Source organism: Wenjunlia tyrosinilytica (genome assembly GCF_014646055.1).
In the GTDB taxonomy this organism is placed as follows: domain Bacteria; phylum Actinomycetota; class Actinomycetes; order Streptomycetales; family Streptomycetaceae; genus Wenjunlia; species Wenjunlia tyrosinilytica.
In genome coordinates, this window is record NZ_BMMS01000004.1 from 13,920 (window position 1) to 39,517 (window position 25,598).

Sequence of the window (25,598 nt, forward strand, 5' to 3'; positions counted from 1 at the left end):
CGGCCCCGCTCCTGCCATCTGCTCAGCCAGAAGGAGCTTCCACCGCGATGCTGACCGAGCCGCACATCTTCCCCCGTGAGGCGCCGCCAGGTTACTCCTACCTGGACGACGAGCCTACGTTTGAACCGGACAAAGATCTGCGGCTCGAACAGCCCAAGGACGTCACCAGCCTGAGCGACCTCGGCTACGACGACGAGTTCCGCTCCGACTTCCCCTCCCCCGTGGCCGTCACCTCTCCCCTGCGTGTGCTCTCCGACACCGGGGTCGAGAAGGTGCGCGCGGTGATCAAACGTCTCTGGCCGTACGCGGTGCACAGCCCGGACCCGCGGGTGGCCCCCGTGCTGCGCGGCGCGGTCTACCGCTCCCGCTTCCTGCGCGACCTGTCGCTGTCGCCCGACGTGAGCGCCTTCTTCAGCGAGATCACCCGCACGGAACTGGTGCCGACCGCCTTCCCGTTCAACCTCGCGCACATCAACTACAACCAGCCCGAGGCGGTGGAGTCCAACGACGGCTGGCACCGCGACGACAACGGCTTCGTGATGACGCTGGTGGTGCACGACCCCAACGACTGCGACGGGGGCCGCTTCCAGCACTTCCACGGCACACGGCACGAGGCCGACGCCCTGCTCTCCCGCAGCCGGCCGCTGCCCGAGGAACGGATCGTCTCGCCGGAGTTCCCCGGACCGGGCCACGCCGTCCTTCTGCAGGGTTCGGCGGTGGTCCACCGCGCCGAGCCGCTGCGCTCGCAGAGTGAGCGCTTCACCCTCGGCACGTGCTACGACTCCCGCGACCTGCGGCATCCGGACCCCAACCGCACGTACTTCCTGCGCAGTTCCAGCGACGAACAGCAGGACCCCGAGGCCGAGGTGGAGGAGTTCTGCCGCTACGTCGACTACGCGCGCCACAAGGCCTGGCGGGCCCGCGGCCATCTCGACGACTTCCTGCGGGACGTGCCCTGGACCGACGACCGCGAACTGATTGTCCGTCAGCTCGCCGAGTCGGTGCGGGAGATCGTCGAGGCCGTTGACGTGCTGCGGCGGGGAGACGTGACCAAGCGGGAGGTTCAACGGCTGCGCGCGGCCGACGAAACCCGGAGGAAGCGGAAGGTGGACTGAATGGCGGCGCCCGCGTCCGGACCTCGTACCTCCGTGCGTGCCGCCTCAGTCCGGTTCGACCCAGTCCGGTTCGTCCCAGCCCGATTTGATCCGGCCCGGTTTGATCCGCCCCGGTTCGATCCGGCGCGGTTCGGCTCAGTCCGGTTCGACCCAGCCCCTCGCCATGGCCAGCGCACCGGCCTGGAAGCGGCTGCGCGCCCCGAGCCTTTCCATGAGGTCGGCGGCCACACGGCGCATGGTCCGCACCGACACCCCCAGTCTTCGGGCCACCAACTCGTCGGTCAGTCCCTGGAAGAGCAGCCGCAGCAGCTCCCGCTCCTGCGCTGTCGGGGTGTCCTCCCGGCCCTTCGCCCGATGCCTCCTGGCCTCACCGAGCGGCGAAGCTGTCGCCCACACCAGGTCGAACAGCGACGTGAGCGCGGCGATCAGCCCGGGGCCCTGGATAAGGACCGCCCCCGCGCTGCTGTCCTCCGGGTCGATGGGCACGATCCCCAGCTCCCGGTCGAAGACGATCAGCCGCATGGGGAGTGCGGGCACGGTACGGCACTCGCCGCCAAGCTCGGTGAGCCATCTGGCGTAGGCGACGGTACGGGCATCGTTGCGGATGCTGTCGAGGTAGACATTGCGCATCCGCACCCCGCGCTCCAGCAGCTGCCGGTCGACCGGGGATCTGGCGTCCAGGGTGTCGGGGTACTGGGCTCCGTCCGGGGCGAAGTGGAGGACCTCCGTGTGGACTTTGGGAGTGAGTTCCTCGATGCGCTCGCGGACGGCGGCGACTCCGACGAGCTGCTCGACCTCGGCGTACTGCCAGCCCGGCCGCAGCTTGGTGTACTCGGCCATGAGGGCAGCGGCCGCGGCACGGGCCTCCTCTATGCGGTTCTGCTGCTGTACCAGCTCGGCCTGCTGACGCGACAACACGGCCTCGAGGCCGGCCTCCGGACTCACCGGACGCCACTGGTCAGGGGTTTTGAGCGACGGACGCAGCAGCGCGGCACGCGCCAGCTCGTCGAACGCCGACCTCACCTCATCGTGTTCGATCGCCAGACGTTTCGCCAGGTCACCTACCCCAAGACTGGGATCGGACAGCATCACCCGGTAGACCGCTTCCGCCCGTTCACTTATCCCGAACACGTGCAGCACTCTGGCCTCCCCAACCTCATGCCGGACGACTCCGAGGTCTCCGCATCGTAGGCTCCCCGCTCGTCCGTTGCCCAGCCCGCATTCAGTCCCTAAGACTCCGCCATCTCACATCACGGGGGATGACCGCAATGTACGCCTTTACAGCCCGCTTCCACTCCTTTGACGGTACGGGAGCACCGCCCGACATCGCACGCCATGTGCAATCGACGGCCGATCCCGATGACGGGCTCGAGCATATTTACACCGAATCCACCCCCTTCGGTGTCTACGCGGTCCTGTTCATGAACGCCCCGGGCGCCCAGGCGGCGGAGAGCGCGGCGGTCGGAGTGTGCCGGGAGGCGCTGAGGCGCACGGAGTTGAGGGGCTGGAACTTCACCTGGCAGGGACCGGAACGGGAACTCAACGCGATGGCGTCCTGGTAGTGGGGCGGTCCGGAAGGCGTGCCGCCCGAGCTCCTCTCGACGGGGGAACGAGCCCATTGGGAGACTGGCCTCGCCCGGCAGCGGGCATGGAGGGGGCGCCGATGTCCGGCCGGATGGTGCGAGTGGACGCGAAGAAGGGGGCGCGCGCGGGCGCGCCGCAGTTGCGGGACGTGGACCGGGTCGAATTCGAACAAGTTGTGCGGCGGGTGGCCGGGGACGGGGCGCGCGGGGACCGCGTCCTGGAGGCCGGGGAACGCATCGGATCAGGGGCCGCCGCGGAGTACGCCGAGTATCTGCGGGCAGTGCGCGAGCGCCGGGGGCGGGGCGGGCCTCCGGTGCGCGGGGCGGGGTTGTGCGCGGGCTTGTTCGGGGCGGCGGGTTTCGGTCTGGCGCGGGTGACGGTTGGGGGCGGCGGCGCGGCCGCGGCCATCGGACTGTTCGTGGTGGTGGCCGCGTTGGCCACCTCGTTCGTCACGTTTCCGGCCAAGGCGCTGGCACGAGCGGCGCTCGAGCGGGAGGAGCGGCGCAGGAGGCAGTGGCTGGCGGCGCTGGAGCGGGAGGCACGGGCGGTCACGCAGGAGTACCACGAGTCCGCGGAGCACGCGCCCGGCGGTGCCCAGGTGGGCGGGGGCGCCGCCGCGCACGAGAACGATGCCGGGGGCGCCGGCGCGGGCGATACCGGAGCCGGTTCCGCCGTCGGCGCCGTTTCCGGCGCGGGAGCCGTAAACGATCCCGCGAGCCCCAACGCGGAGGCGCCCGTGGCGATCGGCGGCGGCCCCGTTGGCGACCGGACCCCCGTCACGGCGGATCCCCCGACGCCGACCTCCGCTCATGTGGAGAGCGCACTGGTACGAGCCTCGGCCCGACTTCCGCTCCAGGACGGCCCGTTCCTGGGCCGCGACCAAGCACTTTCGGCCATCGCGCGATGGGCCGACGGGCCCCGCCCCGACGGGCGCGGCGGCCCCTGCGTCGTCGTCCTGCACGGCCCTCCCGGTGCCGGGCGGACCGCACTGGCCGTGCGGGCGGCGGAGATGCTGCGCGAGCGGTTCCGCGTCTCGTGCCTGGTCAACCTGCGGGGCAGGCCGTCGGATTCGGCGACATCGCCGCCCGAGACCGCCCTGTCCACCCGCGACGCGCTCCTGCACCTGCTCAACCGGCTCGGCGCGCCCAAGCAGGACCTGCTCTTCCGCGACCCCGCCTCCCGCGACACCCATCTGCGGCGGCTGCGCCAGCAGTACCAGGAGCACGTGGCGGCCCTGAGCACCGTCCTCATCCTGGACGACGCGGCCGACGCCAAGCAGGTGAGACCGCTGATCCCCGAGAACTCCGCGAGCCTGGTGCTGGTGACCAGCCGTGAGCCACTGGAGCTCACGGGCCTCGGCAACGGCATCGAGACGCACAGCGTCGCGGTCGGGCCCCTCGGCGCTCCGGACGCCGACAGCCTGTTCGACGCGATCGCCGGGGCCGGACCGCACTCCGCCGGTGACGAAGCGCTGCTGCGGGCCGCCCAGGGACTGCCGCTGGCGGTGTGCATGGCGGGCGCGGCCGTCGCCCGAGGCTCGATCGGCTCTCGACTGCACGGCGAGGCGGTCCCCGAGACGGTGATGGGCGTCAGCTACCTCGCGCTGGACCCCGCCGCCGCCCGCCTGTTCCGCAGGCTCGTCCTCGTCGGCCGGGCGAGCCTCGGCCCCGCCGCGGCGGCCGCGCTGCTGGGTGAGGACGAGAGCACCGCCGGGGCACGGCTGGCCGTGCTCGACCGGGCCCACATGGTCGAGCAGGTGCACAGCGGCCGCTACCGGCTGCACGACATGCTGCGCGGCTTCGCCCGGCAGTGCCTGGAGGAGGAGGACGACGCCAGGGAGCGGGCCGCCGCCCAGGAACGGCTGATCAAGGACTACGCGGAGCTCGCCGAGTCGGTGATCCACCGGGTGGAGGGCGCCTCGTCTTCCCGCTCGGTGCGCACGGTGCTGCGCGGAGCGGCGTCGCCGCACGGGTTCGAGACGCTGGACGCGGCACTTCGCTGGCTCGACGAGGAGAGCAGCTTCATCACCGCGACGCTGCGGCACACCGACGACGTCGACCCGCAGGCGGTGCAGCGGCTCGTCGAGGCGCTGTGCGACTACTGCCTGCTGCGCGGTGACCTGTACCGGCTGGGTGAGATCGCTGAGCTGGTGCAGACCCTCGGCAGGGATTCGCTGATCCGCTCGGTGAAGCTGCGCACGGGCATCGCGGCCCGCCAGCTGGGCCAGTTGGACCGGGCGCGCACGACGCTGAGCTCGCTGGTCAGCATGTACCGCGAGGGGCACAACGAGGCCGGGGCCGCGCGGGCGCTGTGCAGCCTCGGCATCACGCTGCACCACCGCGGCAATCTGCCGGAGGCGGCGGCGAAGCTGCGCGAGGCGCTGGATCTGCAGCGGCCGGACGAACAGCGCGGCGACCGCGCCTGGACGTTGCACGCGCTCGGAGCGGTGCTGCGGGACCAGGGCGAGCTGGACGAGGCATGGGAGTTGCTGCACACCGCGCGGGCGCTGCACGAGGAGACGGAGAGCCTGCACGGGCAGGCATGGACGTGCCTTCAGCTCGGCCAGGTCCATCTGCGGCTCGGCGAGGTCGACGAGGCCGAGGAGCAACTGTGGCTGAGCCAGGAGCTGTACCGGAAGACCAAGGACGGGCGCGGTGAGGCCTGGGCGATGACCCAGCTCGGCCGCACCCGGCTCCTGCGCGGGGAGGCGGATGCGGCGGTGCGGGAGCTGAACGAGGCCCGTGGCCGGCACCGCCGCCACGAGGACGCGCGCGGCGAGGCTTGGACGCTGTACTACCTCGGGCAGGCGCTGGAGGACGCGGGGCGCCTGGACCGGGCGGAGGACGCGCTCAGCCGCGCCAGGCACATGTTCAGCACCATGGGCGACCGCTACGGCCACGCGTGCGCGCGGCACCACTTCGGGCGGGTGGCCAGGGACCGGCTCGCGGGGCGGTCGGGCTCACTGAAGAACAGCGGATTCGCGAGGCAGCTGCTGCACGAGGCGCGGCAGGACTTCCGGACGGTGGGGCTGCCTCACGGGGAGGCATGGTCGTGCGTGGAGCTCGCGGTGATCGACGCGGGCTGCGGGCGGATCGCGAGGGCGGTGGATCTGCTGGAGGACGCGCGGGAGCTGTTCGGGTCCCTGGGCGACCGCAGCGGCGGCTCCTGGGCGACCTTCCTGTACTGCACCCTGCTCCCGCTGTCCTCGGACGACGGCGGCAGGGTGGCCCGGGAGACCCTGGACCGCCTCCTGAACGACACGGAGGCGGGCGTCCATCCTCTGGCGAGGGAGAACGCCCTGCGCTGGCTCGAATCCCCCTGGATCGACACCCAACCGGACGGCCCCTGGCCAGTCTGGCGCCAGGGCCTGGCCCCCACCCGCACCGCAAGGGACGTCCTGGGTGTAACCGTCCGCAGAACCGACTCAGCGGCGTGAGCGCCCCCGCCGGGGACGCCGAGGACCCTCCTGACGCGGCCGTCGGGCCGTCGCCGAGGAAGCCGTGGCCGAGGAAGCCGTCGCTGGGGAAGCCGTGGCCGAGGAGGCTGCGCCGGGGAGTTGCCGCCCGGGCTCGTAGGTCCAGGCTCCGGCATCGGCCGTCGGGCCGCGCCCCGCTTTGACGGCCGCAGGCCGCCGGGTGACCGCAGGCCGCCGGCTGACCGCCGACCGCAGGCCGCTGGGTGACCGCCGAGGCGGGTGCCCCGCCCGGCGACGCGGCCGTCAGGCCGTCGCTGAGTTCTTCTTCGGGCTCACGCCCGTGGGCGGGGTCTCGGTGGCCGGGGCTTCCGGCTCCTCTTCGAAGTTCACCTTCGTGAACTGCTTGTTCATGCTCTTCATCAGGAACCACACCGCGGCGCCGATCACCGCGAAGACGATGAAGCCCAGAACTCCGGGCGTCACCTTGTTCTGGTCGAGGTCGCCGGCCAGGGCAACGAGGTGGGCCGTCGAGGTAGTCACAGTTCCATTCACCTCACTAGTGTCGCCCCGCCACCGAACGGCGGGGCGACCGGGTACCGCGAACCGGCCGGTTCAGCCGGTCCGGGGGGTCAGCGGATGCCCGCGAACAGGTCGTCCTCGGGCAGCGTGGTGTCCACCAGCGACTTCGCCAGCTCGAAGTCCTCCGTCGGCCAGATGTCCCGCTGGATCTCCAGCGGGATCCTGAACCACGGCCCGTCCGGGTCGATCTGGGTGGCGTGCGCGATCAGCGCCTTGTCCCGCACCTCGAAGTACTCACCGCACGGCACCTGCGTGGTCAGGACCCGCTCCGGGCGGTCGCTCTCGTCCCATCGCTTCAGCCACTCACCGTACGGCGACTCCATACCGCGTTCCAGCAGCGCGTGGTGCATCGCCTCGGTGCGCGCGCGGTTGAAGCCCTGGTTGTAGTAGAGCTTCTGCGGCTGCCACGGCTCGCCGGTGCCCGGGTACCGGTCGGGGTCGCCGGCGGCGTCGAAGGCCAGCATCGAGATCGTGTGGGTCATGATGTGGTCCGGGTGCGGATAGCCCCCGTTCTCGTCGTACGTGGTGATCACATGCGGACGGAACTCACGGATGAGCCGCACCAGCGTGCCCGCCGCCTCGTCGACGTCCGCCAGGGCGAAACAGCCCTCGGGCAGCGGGGGCAGGGGATCGCCCTCGGGGAGTCCGGAGTCGACGTAGCCCAGCCACGCCTGCTTGACGCCGAGGATCTGCCGGGCCTCCTCCATCTCCTTGGCCCGCACCTCGTGGATGTGCTCCTCGATGTACGGGTCGCCCTGGAGCTTGGGATTGAGGATGGAGCCCCGCTCACCGCCCGTGCATGTGGCAACGAGCACGTCCACGCCCTCGGCCACGTACTTCGCCATCGTCGCCGCGCCCTTGCTGGACTCGTCATCGGGGTGCGCGTGCACTGCCATCAGTCGCAACTGCTCAGTCAACGCAAGATCCTTAAGAATCGGTACCGTGCGGCCCGGACCGGCCTGGGCCGGGGGCGTGTGACAACGCCTTCTATAGTGACGGACGGAGAGTCCTGATTAGTCCCAGGCTCCCGGAATCCGAAGGGAACACGATGAGTGCGCCGCGCAGCCGCCCGCCCGAGGGGCGGTACGGGCGCCGCACCCCCGAGTCGACCACCCGGCGCCTGCGGACCGTGGGAGCGGTGCTCGCGGTGGCCTTCCTCGGCATGGTGGGCTGGCTCGGCTGGTCCTACATCGACGAGCAGGACGTCTCCGGCGAGCTCATCCGCTACAAGGTCGTCTCCGACGACACCGTCGAGGTGCACCTCGAGGTGCGCAAGCCCAAGGACGTGACAGGCGTGTGCACCCTGCGTTCGCGCAGCGCGGACGGCGACGAGGTGGGTCTGAAGGACGTCCGTGTCGAGCAGCGCTCCGGTGTGGTGAACACGCTCGTGGAACTGCACACGACCGGCCGGGCGACAAACGCCGAGCTGGTGAGCTGCAAGAAAGCGGACTGACCCTTCTGCCGTACCCGTCCGAGACCGCTTCCGCCCTTCTCCTCCACCTCTCGTATCCCTGGCCTCACCTCCGTCTCACCGCTCTCGTACGCCTCGCGCGTCGATTCCTGACGGTTTACCTGCTCCCGTCCTGGACAGGGAATTGTTAGGCTCGTGGTTTCGCCCGTCCCTGGAGGCGCAGTCTTCTGGATGGGCGTTCATTTATAAGATCAGCGCCATTCAAGTGCCATTCATTCGAGGAGCACCTGTGACCCAGACCAGCGACAACGTCACCTGGCTGACCCAGGAGGCGTACGACCAGCTCAAGGCCGAGCTGGACCACCTGTCGGGGCCTGGCCGCATTGCGATCGCCACGAAGATCGAGGAAGCCCGCCAGGAAGGTGACCTCAAGGAGAACGCGGGCTACCACGCGGCCAAGGAGGAGCAGGGCAAGCAGGAAGCCCGCATCCGCCAGCTCTCGCAGCTGCTCGAGCACGCCAAGGTGGGCGAGGCACCCGCGGACACGGGCATCGTCGCCCCCGGCATGGTCGTCACCATCGCCTTCGACGGCGACCCGGACGACACGGTGACGTTCCTGCTGGGCTCCCGCGAGTACGTGACCTCCGGCATGGAGATCTACTCGCCGCAGTCCCCGCTGGGCTCCGCTGTGAACGGCAAGAAGGTCGGCGAGGACGCCGACTACGAGCTGCCGAACGGCAACAAGGCCGCCGTGAAGATCCTGGAGGCCAAGCCGCACGCCGGCTGACCCGAGCCGCACGACGCCGACGGCCCGCCCCCGCGAAGGGGAGCGGGCCGCTGCCGTTCCGTCTGCGGCCGTCCGACCCCCGGGGGAGTCGGCCCCCAGGGAGTCGGCCCCCGACGATCAGGCCGCCGAGCGGTACTTGCGCACCGAGAGCGTCCGGAAGATCACGATGATCAGGAGCGAGTACAGCAGCGAGGCCCACGCGGGGTGCTGCATCGGCCAGGCGTCGGAGGGCACCGGCGCGAGCTGGTTCCCGAACAGCTCCCGGCAGGCCTGGACGGTCGCGCTGAACGGGTTCCAGTCCGCCACGTGCTGCAAGAACGTCGGCAGCGAGTCGGTGGGCACGAACGCGTTCGACAGGAATGTCAGCGGGAACAGCCAGATCAGGCCGCCCGAGGTGGCCGCCTCCGGGGTGCGCACGGACAGGCCGATGAGCGCGCCGATCCAGGAGAAGGCGTAGCCGAGCAGGAGCAGCAGGCCGAGCCCCGCGAGCGCCTTGATCAGCCCGTCGTGGATCCGCCATCCCACGATGAGCGCGCAGACGATCATCACGACCATGACGAGCGCGGTCTGCACCAGATCGGCGAGGGTGCGTCCCGTCAGCACCGCCCCACGGGCCATCGGCAGGGAGCGGAAGCGGTCGATCAGACCCTTGTGCATGTCGTCCGCGATACCGGCTCCCGCGCCGGCCGTCGCGAACGTCACCGTCTGGGCGAAGATGCCCGCCATCATGAACTCGCGGTACGCCGTCTTGTCTCCTCCGGCGCCCGGCACCCCGATCGCCCCGCCGAAGACGTAGGCGAACAGCAGGACGAACATCACCGGCTGGATCATGCCGAAGATGACCATCTCGGGGATGCGGGCCATCCGGATCAGATTGCGTCGCGCCATGACGAGCGAGTCGTGGACCGACTGGACGATCCCGCCCTTGGGGACCGGGGCGTCACTGAGTTTGGGGGCCGCGCTGGTCGCCGCCATCACTTGTTCTCCTCTCCAGCGGTGCCGACAACACCGACACCGGCACCGGCGCTCGCGCCGGGCTTGGCGGCTTCGGAAGCCTCCCCCTCGACCGCCTGGTCGGCCTCCGCCGCGTGGCCGGTCAGGGAGAGGAAGACGTCGTCCAGCGTCGGGCGCCGCAGGCCGATGTCGTCGATCTCGATGCCGCGGCTGTCGAGCTCGCGGATGACCTCGGCGAGCAGCTTCGCGCCGCCCGCCACCGGCACCGTGATCCTCCGGGTGTGCTTGTCGACGGTGGAGCCGCCCTTGCTGAACGCGGTGAGGATCTCCGTGGCCGTGCCGAGCAGGGCGGGGTCGTGCACGACGACCTCGACGCGCTCCCCGCCGGTCTGCGCCTTGAGCTGGTCGGCGGTACCGCGGGCGATGACCTTGCCGTGGTCCACGACAGCGATGTCATGGGCGAGCCGGTCGGCCTCTTCGAGGTACTGGGTGGTCAGCAGAAGGGTCGTCCCTCCCGCGACCAGGGACTCGATGACCTCCCACAGCATCATGCGGTTGCGCGGGTCCAGGCCGGTGGTGGGCTCGTCCATGAACATCACGGGCGGCCGCACGATGAGGGCCGCGGCGAGGTCGAGGCGGCGGCGCATACCGCCGGAATAGGTCTTGGCGGACCGGTCGCCCGCCTCGGTGAGGTTGAACTGCTCCAGCAGCTCCACCGCTCGCGCCTTGGCGCTCCGTGAGCTCATCTGGTAGAGCTCACCGACCATCTGGAGGTTCTCGCGGCCCGTGAGGTACTCGTCGACCGCCGCGAACTGGCCGGACAGGCCGATCGAGCGGCGCACCTGCACCGGCGCCTTCAGCACATCGTGCCCGGCCACGACGGCCCGGCCGCTGTCGGGCTGCAGCAGGGTGGTGAGCACCCGCACCGCCGTGGTCTTCCCCGCCCCGTTCGGGCCGAGCAGGCCCAGGACACTTCCCTCCGGTACGTCGAGGTCCACTCCGTCCAGAGCCCTTACATCACCGAAGGTCTTCACCAGACCCTCGGCGTAAATGGCACCCGGCATTGACTTCTCCCACTGTCGTCAGGTGTTGGTGTTGTGGTCGGAGGGCCCCGCTTGTACTGCCCCCGTACGGAAGGCATGACGCGATGTATCGCGTCTTTACCGCCGCGTCGCGAGTATGAACCCATGCGATATATCGCGTCAACCGCTACGAGTGGATCCCTACGGCGTGGACACCCGACGGCACCCCTGAAGTCGTCCGCAGCCACTCAGGACTGCGGCCGGAGCACCGTGTAGCCGGCCTCTCGCAGCGCCTTGACCACCGAAGCGCAGTGGCCCGGGCCCTTGGTCTCCAGATGCAGTTCCACCTCCGCCTCGGTGACCCCCAGCCGAGGGTCGGTGCGCGCATGACCTACGTCCAACACATTCGCATCCACCTCTGACAACACGGCCAGGAGGTTCGCCAGCGCGCCCGGCCGGTCGGACAGCCGAAGCCGCAGCGACAGATAGCGTCCCGCGGCGGCCATGCCGTGCCGCAGAACCCGCTGCAGGAGCAGCGGATCGACGTTGCCCCCGGAGAGCACCGCCACGACCGGGCCTTCGAACGCCTTCGGATCGCTCTGCAACGCCGCCACCGGGGCGGCCCCGGCCGGTTCGACCACGAGCTTGGCCCGCTCCAGGCACAGCAGCAGAGCACTGGAGAGCGCGTCCTCGGAAACCGTACGGACCTCGTCCACCAGTTCGCCAATGATTTTGAACGGAACGTCTCCGGGACGGCCGACCGCGATGCCGTCGGCCATGGTCGACACCGACTCCAACTCGACCGGGCGCCTCACGGCCAGCGAGGGCGGATACGCGGCCGCCCCCTCGGCCTGCACCCCGATCACCCTCACATCCGGGCGCAGCGACTTCACCGCGATCGCGATCCCGGCGATCAGCCCTCCCCCGCCGACGCCGACCACGATCGTGCGCACCTCGGGGCACTGTTCGAGGATCTCCAGACCCACGGTGCCCTGCCCGGTGACGACGTCCGGGTGGTCGAAGGGGTGGATGAAGACCGCGCCCGTCTCCTCCGCGTACCGCCGCGCGGCCGCCAGCGCCTCGTCCACGACCTGTCCGTGCAGCCGCACCTCGGCCCCGTACTCACGGGTGGCGGCCACCTTCGGCAGGGGCGCGCCCACCGGCATGAACACGGTGGAGTGCACCCCGAGCAGCGAGGCGGCCAGCGCCACTCCCTGCGCGTGGTTGCCGGCGCTCGCCGCGACCACACCGACCGCCCGCTCCACCTGGCTGAGCCCGGCGATGCGCACGTAGGCGCCGCGGACCTTGAACGAGCCGGTCCGCTGGAGGTTCTCGCACTTGAGGTGGACCGGGGCTCCCACCAGGCCCGACAGATGGCGGCTGCCCTCCATGGCCGTCACCCGGGCCACACCCGAAAGCATTTTGTGCGCACCGCGCACGTCGTCCAAAGTGATCGCTGAGCGGTCGTTCATGGGCCAAGTCTGTCAGCGTCCCGTACATCGTCCGTCGTTGTCCGGCGCTCACCCCGTTCCCCAGGGCTCCCGGGCCGTTCCGAGCCCGCCCCCGACGCGGTCCACGGCGCGCCCCTGACGCCCCGCTGGTCACCCCTGGCTCATTCGTCGGCCCATTCCCCGGCTCAGGGACACGGTGCCGACCGGTCCGACTACTCTTCTCCCAACTGCCGAAAGACCGACAGAACGCGAGCATCCAGGCCATGGCCTCTCCGAACACGGTCACCCGGGACGCGGCGGCGGACTCCGCTGACGAACCGACCCTCTACGACCGCCTCCAGCACCAGGTTGCGCTGTTCGCCCGTCGAGCGGAGCAGACCCGGCTCGGCGGCGTGGGCAAGGCGCGCAACTCGATGGACCGCGCCGCCTACCTGCTGCTCAACCGGCTCGACCGCGAAGGTCCGATGGGCGTCAAGGCCCTCGCCGAGGGCATGGGCATCGACTCGTCCACGGTGACCCGACAGGTCGCCCCGCTGGTGGAATCCGGCCTGGTCAAACGTGCCTCGCACCCCGAGGACGGCCGTGCCGTCGTCCTCGCGCTCACCCATGACGGGAAGGAGCGCCTGGAGGAGGTGCGCCAGTCGCGCCGCGATCTGATGGCCCTGGTCACCGACGGCTGGAGCGAGCACGAGCGGGAGGTCTTCTGCGACCTGCTCGACCGGTTCAACATCGCACTGTCCGACTACCACGCCACGATCAACCGCCCCGCCGACTGAGCGTCCACACCCCTTGACGCGCCGGTCCCCATGGACTCCCATGAACACACGCGGTCTGTGACCGCCTTGGCCGCAGGGGCCGCGGGGGAGGCGCCGTGCGCAGTGGGCACGAGGAATCGGAGCGCCGCCGCTCCTACGAGTTCGAAGCGTTCGTGGGTGGAGCGGCGGGGCGGCTTCTGCATGTCGCCGCGCTCCTGACCTGCGAGGACGCCAAGGCCTGCGACCAACTCCTGTGCCATGCGCTCTCGCGCGCCTATCTGAACTGGACCCGGCTGCGCGGCGAGGACCCCTACGCCTACGCCCGCCAGGAACTCGTTCTCGCCTACGCGCGGCGGGCGGGGGCGCGCTGGCTGCACCGCGAGCCCAGGGACGGGAGGCTGTCGCGCCTCACCGCGCAGGAACGCCTCGTGCTCGTCCTGCGTCTGTACGAGGGCGTCGACGAAGAGCAGGTAGCCGCACTGCTGGGAATGCCGGTGGACCGGGTGCGCGCGGTGTGCGCCCGCGCCTGCAACACCCTGCGCAGCACACCGCCGGCCGCAGCCGCCCCCGTCGCCGTTCCGGCCGTGGCGGGAGGTGCGCGATGAGCCGGTGCACCGTCGACGACTGGGCCTCGGACGTCCCCGACCGCAAGCTCGACGAGGTGCGGCGGACCCTCGGCGGGCCGCACCCCGCCGTTCCCGCCGACCTCTCCCGCCGCGCCGAGGAGCGCGGTCGGCGGCTGCTGCACCGGCGCCGAGTCCTGCACGGTGTCCTGCTGGCGCTGGCCGTGGCGGCACTGATCGCCTTCACCGTCCTCGCAATCCTCACGTGGCCGTGGAACGGGGCGACGCCACCGGAGACCGCGCCTCCGGTGACGTGGTGACGTCGTCGTACCGTGCCCGTGCCGCGATGGCCGCCCGCCCGAAAGCCGAGCGCGTGGAGGCCGAGCGAATGGAGGCCGAGCGAATGGAGGCCGAGCGAATGGAGGCCGAGCGAATGGAGGCCGAGCGAGTGGAGGCCGAGCGAGTGGAGGCCGACCGCGTGAAGACTTGCCTCAACGCCGCTCGTACGGCCGCCGGCAGGGGGGAGGACACGACAACTAGCCGAGAGCCTGCGCCAGGTCCCCGATGAGGTCGTTCGCCGACTCGATGCCGACCGACAGGCGCACCAGGTCCGCCGGGACCTCGAGCGCGGAGCCCGCGACCGACGCGTGCGTCATCCGCCCCGGGTGCTCGATCAGCGACTCGACACCGCCCAGGGACTCGCCGAGGGTGAACAGCTTGGCGCGGTTGCACACCTCGACCGCCGCCTGCTCGCCGTCGACGTGCCGGAACGAGATCATCCCGCCGAAGGCCCGCATCTGCTTGGCCGCGATCTCGTGGCCCGGGTGCTCGGCCAGCCCCGGGTAGTACACCTGCGCCACCTTCGCGTGACCGGTGAGGAACTCCGCGACCTCGGCGGCGTTGGCGCTGTGGCGGTCCATCCGCACGCCCAGCGTCTTGATGCCGCGCAGCACCAGCCACGAGTCGAACGGGCCCGCCACCGCGCCCATCGCGTTCTGGTGGTAGGCCAGTTCCTCGCCGAGGGTCTCGTCGGCGGTCACCAGGGCGCCGCCGACCACGTCGGAGTGGCCGCCCATGTACTTGGTGAGCGAGTGCACCACCACATCCGCGCCGAGCGCGATCGGCTGCTGGAGGTAGGGGCTGGCGAAGGTGTTGTCCACGACCAGCCGCACCCCCGCCTCACGGGCGATCTGGGCGGTGGCGGCGATGTCGGTGATGCCGAGCAGCGGGTTCGACGGCGTCTCCACCCAGATCATCTTGGTGCTGGGGCGGATCGCGTCCCGCACCGCGGCCGGGTCCGAGGTGTCGGCGACGCTCCACTCCACGCCCCAGCGCTGCACCACCTTGGCGAACAGGCGGAAGGTGCCGCCGTAGGCGTCGTCGGGGATGACCACGTGGTCGCCGGGCGCGCACACCGTCCGCAGCAGGCAGTCCTCGGCGGCCAGGCCCGAGGCGAACGCCAGGCCCCGCCGGCCACCCTCGACCACGGCGAGGTTCTCCTCCAGCGCCGTACGCGTCGGGTTCGCCGACCGGCTGTACTCGTACCCGTTGCGCAGGCCGCCGACGCCGTCCTGCTTGTAGGTGGAGACCTGGTAGATGGGCGGCACGACCGCGCCGGTCTGCGGATCCGCGGTGTTCCCCGCGTGGATGGCGAGGGTGTCGAAGGCGTAGCTGTCGAGGTGCTCGTGACTCATGTGCCCGAGCGTAGCCCGACGCGCGGCGGCGGGCGGAGTCGGTGGTCAGGCTGTCCGGATCACGTAGTCGGCGGGGCGTACGCCGCGGGCACGGCCCGCTCGGCCGACTCGTCTCCTGAGCGCCATCGGGGCCGACGAAGTGGTCGACCACACCGCGCAGCGCTTCGAGGAAGTACTGCCGAAGGCGTCGTTCGACACGGTGCTCGACCGCGTGGGCACGGAGGACTACGCGCGGCGCTCGCTGCCCCTGCTCGAGCCGGGCGGCACTTCGGTGGTCGTCCCGTTGGTGGTCGTCCCGTCCGCCGCCCCGCGCCCGGCCGCCCCGGCCGGGACACGGATGCGGGCCTCATGGTCGAGCCGGACCGGGCCGACCTGGAATCGATCGCCGCTCTCCCGGCGGACCGCAGGCTGCGGGTCCGCTCCCGACGGCCTTCCCGCTCAAGGAAGCATCCGAGGCCCATCGAGCGTTGGAATCCAAAGAGATCCGATCCAAGGCCGCCATGATCCCCGTGGGCCGACCACCGAATCTTTGACCACCGAGCCCGAACGCCGACCCTGAACCCGAACGCCGACCCTGAACCCGAACGCCCGGCGTGAACCCGACCGCTAAGGAGCCCGACGTGCTCTTCAATCGCCACAAGAACCACCTCCCCACCCCCGACGAGGCCCTGCGCGGCCGCGCCGAGCTCCCCTTCGCGGTCCCGGAGCGCCACGAGGTTCTCGGCAACCCCCTGCTGGGGCCGTACCCGAAGGGCCTCGAGGTCGCGGACTTCGGCCTGGGGTGCTTCTGGGGCGCCGAGCGCAAGTTCTGGCAGACGCCCGGCGTGTGGACGACGCTGGTCGGCTACCAGGGCGGCCACACCCCGAACCCGACCTACGAAGAGGTCTGCAGCGGCCGGACCGGCCACACCGAGGCCGTCCGCGTCGTCTTCGACCCGGCCGAGGTGACGTACGAGCAGTTGCTGAAGGTCTTCTGGGAGTCCCACGACCCCACCCAGGGCTTCCGTCAGGGCAATGACACGGGCACCCAGTACCGCTCGGCGATCCACACCCACTCCCCGGAACAGCAGAAGGCAGCGGAGACGTCCCGCGACACGTACCAGCGCATCCTGACGAAGGCCGGCTACCCGGCGATCACCACCGAGATCCTCCCGGCCGCGGCCTTCTACCCGGCCGAGCCGTACCACCAGCAGTACCTGTGGAAGACCCCCGACGGCTACTGCGGCATCGGCGGGACGGGCCAGAGCTGCCCGATCGGGGTGGCTCCTGCGGGTGACTGAACAGGGGCTGAGCGAGGGCCCCGCGGTCCGCGGGCCCACTCGGGGCAACGCCCGCGTCGCACGTGGAGCGGCGCACTCACGCAGCTCTGACCTGCGTGAACATGCGTCGCACCTCGGCTGTCAGATCATCCCAGGGGAATGACGCCACTGCGGGGGCACCCGAGTCCGGGGCAGGGAGGTCGGCGGCGTTCAAGACGAACCGAACGCCGCAGCTCTCCAGCTCTCGCACGCTGCGCGGAAAAGCGGGGTGCCTGGCGAGGGCCACGTTCGGCCACGGTACGGCGACAATGGGCAGGCCCAGCCCGACGGCCTCGTTGATCAGCCCCAACGCGAGGGTGTCACTGATTCCGGCAGCCCACTTGTTCACGGTGTTGAAGGTGGCGGGGGCAACGACGAACGCGTCGGCGGGCGGGAGGACGTCCGGATCCTCGGGGCGCTTGTACTCGCTGCGCACGGGATGGCCGGTCAACCTCGAAAGCTGCTCGGTGTCGACGAACTTGGCCCCGCTGGGGGTGGTGATGGCACAGACGTCCCACCCGTCCTCCTGAGCTGTCCTGACGAACGTGGGGAGATCGGCGCCGGGGCGCCCTCCGCACGCGATGACATAGAGGACCGGGTCCGGTGTCGCAGCTCCCATGCGGGTGCTCCTGCCGACTCGCGTTGAGGCGAGCAAAGCCCCGCAGACACGGTGACGCCGCGTCACAAGGCGTGGCCCCAACTGGGTGGATGCGTCGATGATTGTTCCATCACCGTAAGCCGCGAGTCAGAGAGCCAGTCGGGCGGTGGCGACGTGGATGTTCCGGGGTGCGGCCGCTCACAGGGGTGATTGCCTGTGCTCCGGCGAAGGACGACCTGCGCAGTGATTCGGCGACGTCCGGACCCAGGTCGTACATTGACGCAACGGTGGCTCGAGGGAACGGCCCCCACCGCATCCGAAGGCACCGCCGGATGCTCGGCAGGGAAGGCCCGCACGAACGCGTGGTGCCGTCGGCGCGCCGGGAGTTGCACCGCGGTCGCGTTGTCAGACCCCGGAAGTACGGTCGCGGGCATGACCGAACCGTCATTCGTGAGCGTTGTGCGCGCCTCCTACGACGGTGACGCAATGCGGGCCTTTGTCGAGAGTATTCGGGACAGGCTCCTTCGTGAACAGGAAAGAGACTGGATTCACCCGTGTCACGGCCCCAATCTCTTCGGCTGCCGAGCGTCTGGGATGGGGAGGTGATGTGACTCTCGGCTTCTACCTCGCCCGCCCCATGTTCCTCAGCGTTTCTCTCGTGACCTGCTCTCCCAATCGGGCAGCCCCTGAGCCGAGGTGTCCCGCCCGTGAGGGCGGGGCTCACGGGGCCGGGCCGTCCAGTTCTCGGGTGATCCAGCGGGTGATCACTTCCACGGCGTAGGCCCGCTCCTCGCGGGTCAGGGGGTGGCCCTTCGGGATTTGGTGGAAGCGCTGGAGGCAGGTGCGGCAGCACGTGGCCGTGGCGTGCTGGGCCACGAAGACCGGGTGGCCGCGGTACGGGGTCTGCTTGCCGTCCTTGTACGGCTCGGCGGGCGCCAGGCGTTCGGTGATGATCTCGTACGCGTGCCACCGCATCGTCGAGGAGCCGCCGAGCTCGGCCTTCGCTCGTTCGGGGCCGCGCAGGTGGAACTTCGCGCGGAACGGGTGCCGGGCGATCGAGTCCAGTCGGCGGCCCAGGGCGTCGGGCGTCTCATCCATACCCTTCGAGCGTATCCAGGGGCGGGAATCCCCGACCACCGCGTCCGCGGGAAGCTCACGGGTATGCCTCCCCGGCGGCTCCCCGCGGGCGCGGCGCGGGGCTCACAGCTCCAGGTCGGCTTCGATCTTCCGCAGCTGGTGGCGGGCCATCGCCAGGTTCGCCCGGCCCTTGTCCAGGGCCAGGTAGAGGAAGAGGCCGGTGTGGCCGCGGCCCTTCAGCAGGCGGATCAGGTGGTACTGGCTGCCCAGGGTGATCAGGACGTCCTCGATCTCGTCCTTGAGGCCGAGCATCTCCATGGTGCGCACCTTGGCGCGGACCACGTCGGTGTTGCCGGCCGCCGCGACCGCCAGGTCCAGGTCCTTGCCGCCGCCGAGGGTGCCGAGGGCCATACCGCTGGTGTAGTCGACGAGGGCCACGCCCAGGGCGCCGTCTATGGAGGTGACGGCTTCCTTCAGAGCGGTTTCGGTGTTGGCCATGTTCGTCGCTTCCTTTCCGTTGATGTATCAGGTGATGTCGGGCCGGTCGAGCGCTTCGTCGACCAGTTCCGCTATCCGCGCGCTGGAGCGGCGGGCTTCCATGTGCAGCCGGCCCACATTGGTGCGCGCTCCCGCCAGCACCGTGAGGATGGCCGCGGACCCCGCCGCGTATGTCGCGATGTAGCCCTGCTCGCCTCGCACGAGCAGTTCGCGGAAGTCGCCCCGCCCGGTGGCGTCCGCCATCCGCAGCGCCACTCCGAGAGCGGCCGCGGTGAGTGCGGCGACTCCTTCGGCCTCCACGCTCGCCGCGTCCTGGGCCAGGACCAGGCCGTCGGTACTGGCCGCGAGCGCCCCGGTCAGGTGCGGGACGCGTGCCCGCAACCGCCGCAGTTCGTCAAGGACTTCGGGTTCCGCCGCCATCAGCTGCCTCCTCTCGGCGCGCTGTCTCAATGCACGCCTCATGACGGCGCGTACGGGGCCTCATGGGCGGACCGGGGAATCACAGGCTTGCCTCCAAAGCGTCACGAAGTCGGCGCAGCAGGGCGATGTCCGGGTCCGCGGAGACATCCGCGACCCAGGCGGGAACGGGGGCGGGTGCGGGCGGTGCCGACGCGCGGGGCGTCTCGATGTGCCCGGCGGCGGCGAGTCGCCGTATGTCGATCAGGGTGTGGAACCCCGGGCGGCCCAGCAGCCGGGCGATCCCGGCGGGGGTGCGCACCCCGTCGGCGAGGTCCAGCACGGCTCGCTGGCGTGAGGTGATGTCCGCGGTGCCCGCGGCCGTGCGCGGCGTCACGGGTGCGCTGTCGACCTCCGGGCGCGGCCAGAGGTTGTCCAGCAGTTCCCTGCGGCGCCGGGTCTCGCGCTCGACGGCCTCGGCCCGGACGGGCTTGACGGGGCCCAGCCAGTGGGCGGCGCCCCGGCGGAAGCGGGTCGGCCCGCCGCCCGGGGCGAGTGCGAAGAAGGCGGCGTCGAACAGGGCGCCCAGGTGGCAGATCTCCAGCTCGCCGCTGGCCAGACGTCCGCTGTCGACGAGGAAGCGTCCCACGCGGTGGTGGGCGCCGGCCCGGTCGACTGCCTCCTGCCACCGCTCGGTCGGAAGGCGCCCGCCCTTGGCGAGCAGGATGTCGATACCGGGGGCGGCGGGGCTCTCGGCGTGCACGACCTCGCCGTCGACGAGGTAGAGGGCCCCGGCGTCACGCAGGAGCGCGCCGGTGGCACGCTGGGCGGCCAGGCGGACGAGCATGGGGGAGACCGTCGTGCTCATATGAGCGCCAGACGCTCGGCCAGGTCCTGGAGCCGTATTCGGGCGAGGGCGAGATTCCCCTCCTCGCGGTCGAGCCACAGATGGACGAAGACGCTGCTGTCGAAGGTCGTCTCTACGAATCGCAGCAAGTGGTAGCCGGTGCGGGTGGTGATGATGACATCCTCGACGGGTATGCCCTTGCCGGCGTCGCCCTGTTGGGTCGGACCGGTGGGGCCGTTGGTCTCGGGGGGAGCGAACGCCGTGTGCTCGGCGGCCATGCGCGCGAGTTCGGCGGTCTCGGCGGCGGTGACCTCGTGGTCGCCGTTCGGCGAGTCGCCGACTGTGCCGAGCGCGAGCCCGCTGGTCCATTCGACGACGGCGGCGCCGCGGGCGCCCGGCAGGACCATGGCTTCGAGCAGGCACTCGTCGATTCCGGGCACGCGAACTCCCCTCCTGCACGGCGTTCCGGCGCACCGGCGGTGCGTCAGTGACCGTGAGGTTACGCAACGTGCCACCCGCGTGGGTGAACACTGGCAATTTCCAAAGGAATATGCCCGAAACTCATCAGGGTCCACGCTCATGCCGGGCCGATTCAGGCAGGAGACGTCACCGGAACGGAACGAATCGCGCCACTTCGAAACATGCTCCGGTGCCCGCACACGGCCGTGGGCGCCGCCACACGGTCCGGCCGGGCCCGCCGGCACACCGTCCGGTCCGGCGCGCGGCGGCACCCGGCCCGTCCCGTCCCCGTCTACGGGGCCGAGTCCGCCCGCAACCCTTCGGCCAGCGCCGCCGAGTCGTGGTCGGGGCCGACACCCTGGACGATGATCGCCTCTCCCTCGATGTGGTCCGTCCGCAGACGGAGGATCTCCTGATAGGCGGGCGAGGCGTACCAGTCGTGGGCCTGCTCCGCTCCGGGGAACTCGAGCACCACCACCGTGCCCGGCCACTCCCCCTCGATGACGTCCACGTCGGCCCCATGGACGAGGAAACGGCCGTCGAAGGGGTCGAGCGTCGACTGGATCCTCTCCAGGTACTCCAGGACCTCGGGGTGGGGGTTGGGAGTGCGCAGGTGGGCGATGGCGTACGCGGGCATGGTCTCTCCTCGGATACGGGCCTCGGATACGGGATTGCCGGACCTGGGCCGCGAAAGGGCAGCCAGGGCCGAACAGCCTCTGCAGGAATACTTCCGCCCCGCGCGGACCGCGTCGATTACCCGCCAGGTAAGGCACTCATACGACGGTCGGGCGAGGCACTCGGGCACGGCGCTCAGCAAGGCGCTCGGCCCAGACGCTCCCGCCCAGACGCTCCCGCCCAGACGCTGTACGCGCACCCGGCGCGGCCGCCCCCGGCAGCGCTGGTGAAGGCCACCCGGGCGCGTACGGTCATGGCGGGAGCGCGGTCCTCGGCCCCGGGTGAGGCCGTACAGGGCGCTTCCGGCGCGTGCGAGGTCGCGGTGGGCGGACGGCGGGGAGAACGCCGCCGCCGAGTTGGCGATATGACGCATCGTCGGACGAAGACCCGTCGCCTCGGCGACGTCCGATCGTCCCGCCCTCGCCCCCAGCGTGGTGACGTCCTTGGACCAGGGCGGGTACGGCCCCGGGCGAGCCGTCAGTGGGCCGTCTCGACCGCGTCCAGGGCCAGGCCCCAGGGGAAGGACGGCAGCAGCTGCCCACCCGCACCCGGGGGATGCGGCTCGGGGCCGTGGCCGTCGCCCTGGAGGACGCAGACGCCCTCGCCGCGCAACAGCTCCACATTGCGCAGGTACGCCGGGTGCGCGGACAGGGCGGCGTTCATGAAGGGGAGGACGGCGATCGGTGTGCCGAGGGCCAGGGCCTCGGCGAGGATGCCGAGGGCGTAGTTGTCGCTGACGCCCAGAGCCCATTTGTTGATCGTGTTGTACGTGGCCGGGGCGACGACGATGGCGGCGGCCTCGGGCAGCGAGCGGCCTCCCGCGTGACCGGGCCGGTGGTAGTCCGAGCGGACCGGGTGGCCGGTCATCTTCTCCAGCACCTCGACGTCGACGAAGTCCCTGCCGACCGGGGTGGTGATGACATGGACGTCCCACTGGCGCTTGTGCGCTTCAGCGACCAGCTGGTCCGCGTGGACCGCCGGCCCCGCCCCGCAGATGATCACATGCAGGGTGCTTCTGGCTGCTGAAGTGGTCACATCTCCATGGAATCGCAGAAGGAGTACTCGCGCACGGCAGGGATGCCCCGGCGGCCACCGAGGCCGTCGGTCCCGGCTACGAGGGGCGCGCAGGCAGCGGCAGGGGCAGTGCCGGAAGGCCGTCGAGGCTGGTGCCGACATGGGGCTTCTGCTCGCAGTAGTCGGCGAACCCCTCCTCGCCCTTGCGGGCGAAGTGCTCGCGGTGCAGGGTGCGTTCCTCGCGGAAGTCCATGAACGGCACGGCGTAGCCGCAGGTGTCGCTGATCCGCAGGGCGGACACGACGATGACCGCGCGCAGGTCACTGGCGTCGGCGGCCTCCCCGAAGCGGGCGGCGAGCTCGGGGAAGCGCGGGTCGTCGCGGAAGACGGGCTCGCCCCGCCCATGGACCCGCACGATCTTCGGCGGGCCGGTGAAGGCGCACCACATCAGTGTGACGCGGCCGTTCTCCCTGAGGTGGGCGATGGTCTCGGCTCCGCTGCCGCCGAAGTCGAGGTAGCCGACCTGGAGTTCGTCGAGGACCAGGAACGAGCCGGAGCGGCCCTTCGGAGAGACGTTGACATGGCCGTCGGCGGCGAGGGGCGCGGTCGCCACGAAGAAGACGGGCTGTTCCTCGATGAAGGTGCGCAGACGGCCGTCCATGCGGTCGTAGAGCTTTCCCATGCTGTCGTCCGGCTCCTGTGGGTCGGTGTGGCGGGTGGGTGGGGCGGGTGGGTGCGGCGGGTGGGTGCGGCGCGTCGGCTCCTGATCGGTGACGGGGCTGGGGGTCAGCCGGTGACGAGGGCGAGCGCGAAGCCGTCCCAGCCCTTGGCGCCCACGGTCTGGATCGCGGTCGCGGTGACGCGGGGCTCCTCGGCGAGCAGCTCGGTGAAGCGGCGCACGCCCCGGACCCCGGGGTCGGCGCTGTCCGCGTCGGTGACCCGGCCGTCGCGGACGACGTTGTCGCCGATGATGAGGCTGCCGGGGCGGGTGAGCTCCAGCGCCCACTTCAGATACTCGGGGTTGCTGGGCTTGTCCGCGTCGATGAAGACCAGGTCGAAGGGGCCGTGGCCCTCGGCGGCCAGCCGCGGCAGGGTGTCCAGGGCGGGTCCCTCGCGGACCTCGGCCCGGTGGGAGAGCCCCGCGCGGGCGAGGTTGCCGCGGGCGACTTCCGCGCGGCGCTGGTCGGCCTCCAGCGTGATGAGGCGGCCGTCCTCGGGCAGCGCCCGGGCGAGCCAGATGGTGCTGTAGCCGCCGAGGGTGCCGATCTCCAGGACCGTGGCGGCGCCCTGGATACGGGCCAGGAGGTGGAGGAGCTTGCCCTGGTTGGGGGCGACACCGTGGGGCGGGAGCCCGGCCCGGTCACTGCTCTCCAGCGCCGCGTCGAGCTCGGGGTCCGACGGCACCAGCAGGGCATTGAAGTACTCGTCGACCTCGGTCCATTTGTCGATGTTCACGCCGTTCGGCCTCCTGAACCTCTTCTCGGAGCCGGAGAGTTCCCATAGGGAACTTACTATGGGCACCATGGACACGCATCCCCGTTCCAGGAGTCGCAACGTCGACGAGGAGTGCGGTATCGCCCAGGCGGCGGCCGTGCTCGGCGACTGGTGGAACCTCCTCGTGCTGCGCGAGGTCGCCCGAGGCCATGTGCGCTTCGATGTGCTCGCCTCCGAGCTGTCCGTCTCCCGCAAGGTGCTCAATGAACGGCTCCGGCACCTGGTCGAGCAGGAGGTGCTGTGGCGGAGCCGCTACCTGGACCGACCACCGCGGTATGAGTATCTGCTGACCGGACGGGGCAAGGCGCTCCTGCACGTGCTGGTCGCCATGCAGGACTGGGCCGACCGCTGGCTGCTCGGTGACGGGACACTGACCGCGACGGCCGACGGCGAAAGCGGCGAGGCGGCGCGGGTGCGGGCGCTGGTCGGCACGGCGGTCCCCGGAGACCTGTGGCTGACGGACATGCGGGGCGGGGAACGGGATGTGGTCGCCCCAGGCGCCACCGCGACCGTTCTGTTCACCTTTCCGGCCACGGGGATCACCCTCGATGTGCCCGGCGCGGCGGGCTGCACACTGGAGAACCGGCTGTTCAGAGATGCCTGGCCGACGTTCGAACGGGTGGGCGCGGCCGTGGTCGGGGTTAGCACCCAGGAGCCCGCCGAGCAGGCCGCGTTCGCCGCCGCCGAGTGCGTTCCCTTCCCCCTGCTGTCCGACGAGCACCTGCGGCTGGCCGCCGCGCTGCGCCTGCCGACGTTCCGGGCGGGACAGCGGTTCCGGCTGAAGCGGCTGGTCCTCGTGATCGATTCCGAGCGGGTGGTGCGGCGGGCGCTCTACCCCGTGATGGACATTCCGTCGGCCGTGGACGAGGCACTGCGGACGGCGGTGGAGCTGGGCGGCAAGCCGGGCGCGAGGCCGGGTGGGAAGCCGGATGGGAGGCCGAAAGGAAGGACGGCAACGAGGCCGGGGTGAGCGCGGCGATTGGCGGCGGCGGTTCGGGCAAGGCTAACCATGTCCCTCTCCCGGCGAACAGGAGTGCTGCCATGGCACGTAAGTTCGAGTTTCGCATCATTGGCGACGCCCCGGCGGCGTTCGCGGCAGCCCGTGGGGCACTGGTCGAGCGCGGGCTGACCTGGCAGGACACCGGGGACCTGGCAGCCGTCGCCGAGGACGAGGAGGGCGCCAGGATCGCGGTGCGGCTGGACGGCGTCGGCGAGGGCATACCGATGCTGCGACTGGAGCGCGCGGCGGACGGGGCCGGGCAGGGGCCGATCGCGCGGGTGCGGGCCGGGAGCCGCTACAAGAAGGCGGTGCGGGCGGTGGAGGGGCAGCTCGTCGCCGGAGGCTTCTTGACGCACTGAGCGCAGGTGTTGGCGCATTCAGCCGCAGGCTCCCCGACCCGCTGAACCAGGGTCCTGCCTGACGCGCTTCGCCGGGCCGGGCGGGCGGATGAGCACCCGCCCCTGACCGGCACATACGGGGGAATAGCGACGGCCAGGGGCGTGAGCGTCTAGGTAGTTTACATCTGAACGAAGATCGTTGGCCATAGGATAACTGACGGCAGTTTAAACGTTTCTGCAGAACGTGCCGCCCCTCCTCCGCCCCACTTTTCGAGCTCATCCCGGCTCGCCAACACCCCGGCGCCTGACCTCGCCGGCGCGGATCCTGGGGTGGGGGAGCCGCGCCCTCCCCCGAGTGACCGGGAGTCAAGCCGCCGGGGCAGCAAGCACATCCTCGCGCGGACGGGCGACGCCCGCGAGGTTCACTGTGCACAGACAACCGCCGCCCGGGTTTCAAAGTGCAGCGCCTGCCCCGTCCATTCGCGCGCACGGCCAGCCACAGATCGCATTTGGCGCTCGGCGCCCGCAGGAGCGAGCGCCGCAGGACCTCGGAAATCGTATGGAGATCACTCGT

Annotated in this window: 29 protein-coding genes and 1 pseudogene; 12 read left to right on the plus strand and 18 right to left on the minus strand. The window is 70.9% G+C overall.

Features of this window, described 5'->3' with window-relative positions; translation table 11 throughout:
- Positions 1-47 precede the first annotated feature (47 nt).
- A complete protein-coding gene (locus IEY86_RS05485; RefSeq protein WP_189130380.1) occupies positions 48-1,115 on the plus strand; it encodes a HalD/BesD family halogenase in 1,068 nt (355 codons plus the stop codon).
- A gap of 135 nt (positions 1,116-1,250) precedes the next feature.
- Here IEY86_RS05485 and IEY86_RS05490 read toward each other — a convergent pair whose 3' ends face one another.
- Positions 1,251-2,255, minus strand: coding sequence for a helix-turn-helix domain-containing protein (locus tag IEY86_RS05490; RefSeq protein ID WP_189130381.1), 1,005 nt, complete (start codon positions 2,253-2,255; stop codon positions 1,251-1,253).
- 119 nt (positions 2,256-2,374) lie between these two features.
- Between IEY86_RS05490 and IEY86_RS05495 the strand changes: the two genes are divergently transcribed.
- Positions 2,375-2,677 (plus strand): hypothetical protein, encoded by a 303-nt coding sequence (locus IEY86_RS05495; protein WP_189130382.1) that lies wholly within the window; start codon positions 2,375-2,377, stop codon positions 2,675-2,677.
- 101 nt (positions 2,678-2,778) lie between these two features.
- Positions 2,779-6,135, plus strand: a complete 3,357-nt coding sequence (locus IEY86_RS05500; RefSeq protein WP_189130383.1) for a tetratricopeptide repeat protein — start codon at positions 2,779-2,781, stop codon at positions 6,133-6,135.
- A 282-nt stretch (positions 6,136-6,417) separates the two neighbouring features.
- Here IEY86_RS05500 and IEY86_RS05505 read toward each other — a convergent pair whose 3' ends face one another.
- Both IEY86_RS05505 and mca read right to left on the minus strand, forming a co-directional pair.
- Positions 6,418-6,654, minus strand: coding sequence for a hypothetical protein (locus IEY86_RS05505; RefSeq protein ID WP_373286957.1), 237 nt, complete (start codon positions 6,652-6,654; stop codon positions 6,418-6,420).
- 89 nt (positions 6,655-6,743) lie between these two features.
- Positions 6,744-7,610, minus strand: a complete 867-nt coding sequence (gene mca, locus IEY86_RS05510; protein WP_189130385.1) for a mycothiol conjugate amidase Mca — start codon at positions 7,608-7,610, stop codon at positions 6,744-6,746.
- Positions 7,611-7,741: 131 nt separating this feature from the next.
- Between mca and IEY86_RS05515 the strand changes: the two genes are divergently transcribed.
- Positions 7,742-8,146 carry a DUF4307 domain-containing protein gene (locus IEY86_RS05515; protein ID WP_189130386.1) on the plus strand — a complete coding sequence of 135 codons (405 nt, stop codon included), beginning with the start codon at positions 7,742-7,744 and terminating at the stop codon, positions 8,144-8,146.
- Positions 8,147-8,393: 247 nt separating this feature from the next.
- Complete coding sequence (gene greA / locus IEY86_RS05520; RefSeq protein ID WP_189130387.1) at positions 8,394-8,891, plus strand: transcription elongation factor GreA; 498 nt, start codon at positions 8,394-8,396, stop codon at positions 8,889-8,891.
- A 117-nt stretch (positions 8,892-9,008) separates the two neighbouring features.
- Here the strand turns inward: greA and IEY86_RS05525 are convergent, their stop codons facing one another.
- The 3 genes from IEY86_RS05525 to ilvA all read right to left on the minus strand — a co-directional run bounded on the left by IEY86_RS05525 (position 9,009) and on the right by ilvA (position 12,339).
- Positions 9,009-9,866 (minus strand): ABC transporter permease, encoded by an 858-nt coding sequence (locus IEY86_RS05525; protein ID WP_189130388.1) that lies wholly within the window; start codon positions 9,864-9,866, stop codon positions 9,009-9,011.
- On the minus strand, positions 9,866-10,909 hold the full coding sequence (locus tag IEY86_RS05530) for an ATP-binding cassette domain-containing protein (protein ID WP_189130389.1): 1,044 nt from the start codon (positions 10,907-10,909) through the stop codon (positions 9,866-9,868). The genes IEY86_RS05525 and IEY86_RS05530 overlap by 1 nt, the downstream gene beginning before the upstream one ends.
- A gap of 206 nt (positions 10,910-11,115) precedes the next feature.
- Entirely contained in the window at positions 11,116-12,339 is a 1,224-nt protein-coding gene (gene ilvA / locus IEY86_RS05535) for a threonine ammonia-lyase (protein ID WP_189130390.1), read from the minus strand.
- A gap of 242 nt (positions 12,340-12,581) precedes the next feature.
- On the opposite strand from ilvA, the gene IEY86_RS05540 reads away from it, so the two are divergent.
- The 3 genes from IEY86_RS05540 (at position 12,582) to IEY86_RS05550 (ending at position 13,956) form a co-directional block, all read left to right on the plus strand.
- On the plus strand, positions 12,582-13,094 hold the full coding sequence (locus IEY86_RS05540; RefSeq protein WP_189130391.1) for a MarR family winged helix-turn-helix transcriptional regulator: 513 nt from the start codon (positions 12,582-12,584) through the stop codon (positions 13,092-13,094).
- 95 nt (positions 13,095-13,189) lie between these two features.
- Positions 13,190-13,678, plus strand: coding sequence for a sigma factor-like helix-turn-helix DNA-binding protein (locus tag IEY86_RS05545; protein WP_189130392.1), 489 nt, complete (start codon positions 13,190-13,192; stop codon positions 13,676-13,678).
- Positions 13,675-13,956, plus strand: coding sequence for a hypothetical protein (locus IEY86_RS05550; protein ID WP_189130393.1), 282 nt, complete (start codon positions 13,675-13,677; stop codon positions 13,954-13,956). Before IEY86_RS05545 ends, IEY86_RS05550 begins: the two co-directional genes overlap by 4 nt.
- Positions 13,957-14,172: 216 nt before the next feature.
- Here the strand turns inward: IEY86_RS05550 and IEY86_RS05555 are convergent, their stop codons facing one another.
- Complete coding sequence (locus IEY86_RS05555) at positions 14,173-15,330, minus strand: cystathionine gamma-synthase (RefSeq protein ID WP_189130394.1); 1,158 nt, start codon at positions 15,328-15,330, stop codon at positions 14,173-14,175.
- Between the two features lie 124 nt (positions 15,331-15,454).
- On the opposite strand from IEY86_RS05555, the gene IEY86_RS37980 reads away from it, so the two are divergent.
- Complete coding sequence (locus tag IEY86_RS37980; RefSeq protein ID WP_373286964.1) at positions 15,455-15,889, plus strand: zinc-binding dehydrogenase; 435 nt, start codon at positions 15,455-15,457, stop codon at positions 15,887-15,889.
- Between the two features lie 61 nt (positions 15,890-15,950).
- Positions 15,951-16,610, plus strand: coding sequence for a peptide-methionine (S)-S-oxide reductase MsrA (gene msrA, locus IEY86_RS05565; protein WP_189130396.1), 660 nt, complete (start codon positions 15,951-15,953; stop codon positions 16,608-16,610).
- A gap of 76 nt (positions 16,611-16,686) precedes the next feature.
- Here the strand turns inward: msrA and IEY86_RS05570 are convergent, their stop codons facing one another.
- The 11 genes and pseudogenes from IEY86_RS05570 to IEY86_RS05615 all read right to left on the minus strand — a co-directional run bounded on the left by IEY86_RS05570 (position 16,687) and on the right by IEY86_RS05615 (position 23,647).
- The gene (locus IEY86_RS05570; RefSeq protein WP_189130397.1) at positions 16,687-17,247 is read right to left on the minus strand and encodes a flavoprotein; all 561 of its coding nucleotides are present in this window, start codon (positions 17,245-17,247) and stop codon (positions 16,687-16,689) included.
- Between the two features lie 699 nt (positions 17,248-17,946).
- Positions 17,947-18,324, minus strand: a complete 378-nt coding sequence (locus IEY86_RS05575) for a DUF4186 domain-containing protein (RefSeq protein ID WP_189130398.1) — start codon at positions 18,322-18,324, stop codon at positions 17,947-17,949.
- A 102-nt stretch (positions 18,325-18,426) separates the two neighbouring features.
- The gene (locus tag IEY86_RS05580) at positions 18,427-18,801 is read right to left on the minus strand and encodes a hypothetical protein (protein WP_189130399.1); all 375 of its coding nucleotides are present in this window, start codon (positions 18,799-18,801) and stop codon (positions 18,427-18,429) included.
- A 27-nt stretch (positions 18,802-18,828) separates the two neighbouring features.
- Positions 18,829-19,263, minus strand: coding sequence for a roadblock/LC7 domain-containing protein (locus IEY86_RS05585; protein WP_189130400.1), 435 nt, complete (start codon positions 19,261-19,263; stop codon positions 18,829-18,831).
- Positions 19,264-19,300: 37 nt separating this feature from the next.
- Entirely contained in the window at positions 19,301-20,065 is a 765-nt protein-coding gene (locus IEY86_RS05590) for a transcriptional regulator (protein ID WP_189130401.1), read from the minus strand.
- Positions 20,062-20,484, minus strand: a complete 423-nt coding sequence (locus tag IEY86_RS05595; protein WP_189130402.1) for a hypothetical protein — start codon at positions 20,482-20,484, stop codon at positions 20,062-20,064. Before IEY86_RS05595 ends, IEY86_RS05590 begins: the two co-directional genes overlap by 4 nt.
- Positions 20,485-20,795: 311 nt before the next feature.
- Positions 20,796-21,140, minus strand: coding sequence for a DUF1330 domain-containing protein (locus IEY86_RS36195; RefSeq protein WP_229698174.1), 345 nt, complete (start codon positions 21,138-21,140; stop codon positions 20,796-20,798).
- 330 nt (positions 21,141-21,470) lie between these two features.
- Positions 21,471-21,773, minus strand: a pseudogene (locus IEY86_RS37985) (hypothetical protein); the annotation flags it as partial.
- On the minus strand, positions 21,656-22,213 hold the full coding sequence (locus tag IEY86_RS05605) for a flavoprotein (protein ID WP_229698175.1): 558 nt from the start codon (positions 22,211-22,213) through the stop codon (positions 21,656-21,658). The pseudogene IEY86_RS37985 and the gene IEY86_RS05605, both read right to left, overlap by 118 nt.
- A 76-nt stretch (positions 22,214-22,289) precedes the next feature.
- Positions 22,290-22,874, minus strand: coding sequence for a pyridoxamine 5'-phosphate oxidase family protein (locus tag IEY86_RS05610; RefSeq protein ID WP_189130405.1), 585 nt, complete (start codon positions 22,872-22,874; stop codon positions 22,290-22,292).
- A 104-nt stretch (positions 22,875-22,978) separates the two neighbouring features.
- Positions 22,979-23,647: an O-methyltransferase gene (locus IEY86_RS05615; RefSeq protein WP_189130406.1), complete on the minus strand. Its 669-nt coding sequence runs from the start codon at positions 23,645-23,647 to the stop codon at positions 22,979-22,981.
- A gap of 67 nt (positions 23,648-23,714) precedes the next feature.
- Between IEY86_RS05615 and IEY86_RS05620 the strand changes: the two genes are divergently transcribed.
- Positions 23,715-24,656: a winged helix-turn-helix transcriptional regulator gene (locus tag IEY86_RS05620; protein ID WP_189130407.1), complete on the plus strand. Its 942-nt coding sequence runs from the start codon at positions 23,715-23,717 to the stop codon at positions 24,654-24,656.
- A gap of 71 nt (positions 24,657-24,727) precedes the next feature.
- Positions 24,728-25,045, plus strand: coding sequence for a hypothetical protein (locus IEY86_RS05625; RefSeq protein ID WP_189130408.1), 318 nt, complete (start codon positions 24,728-24,730; stop codon positions 25,043-25,045).
- Positions 25,046-25,598 lie beyond the last annotated feature (553 nt).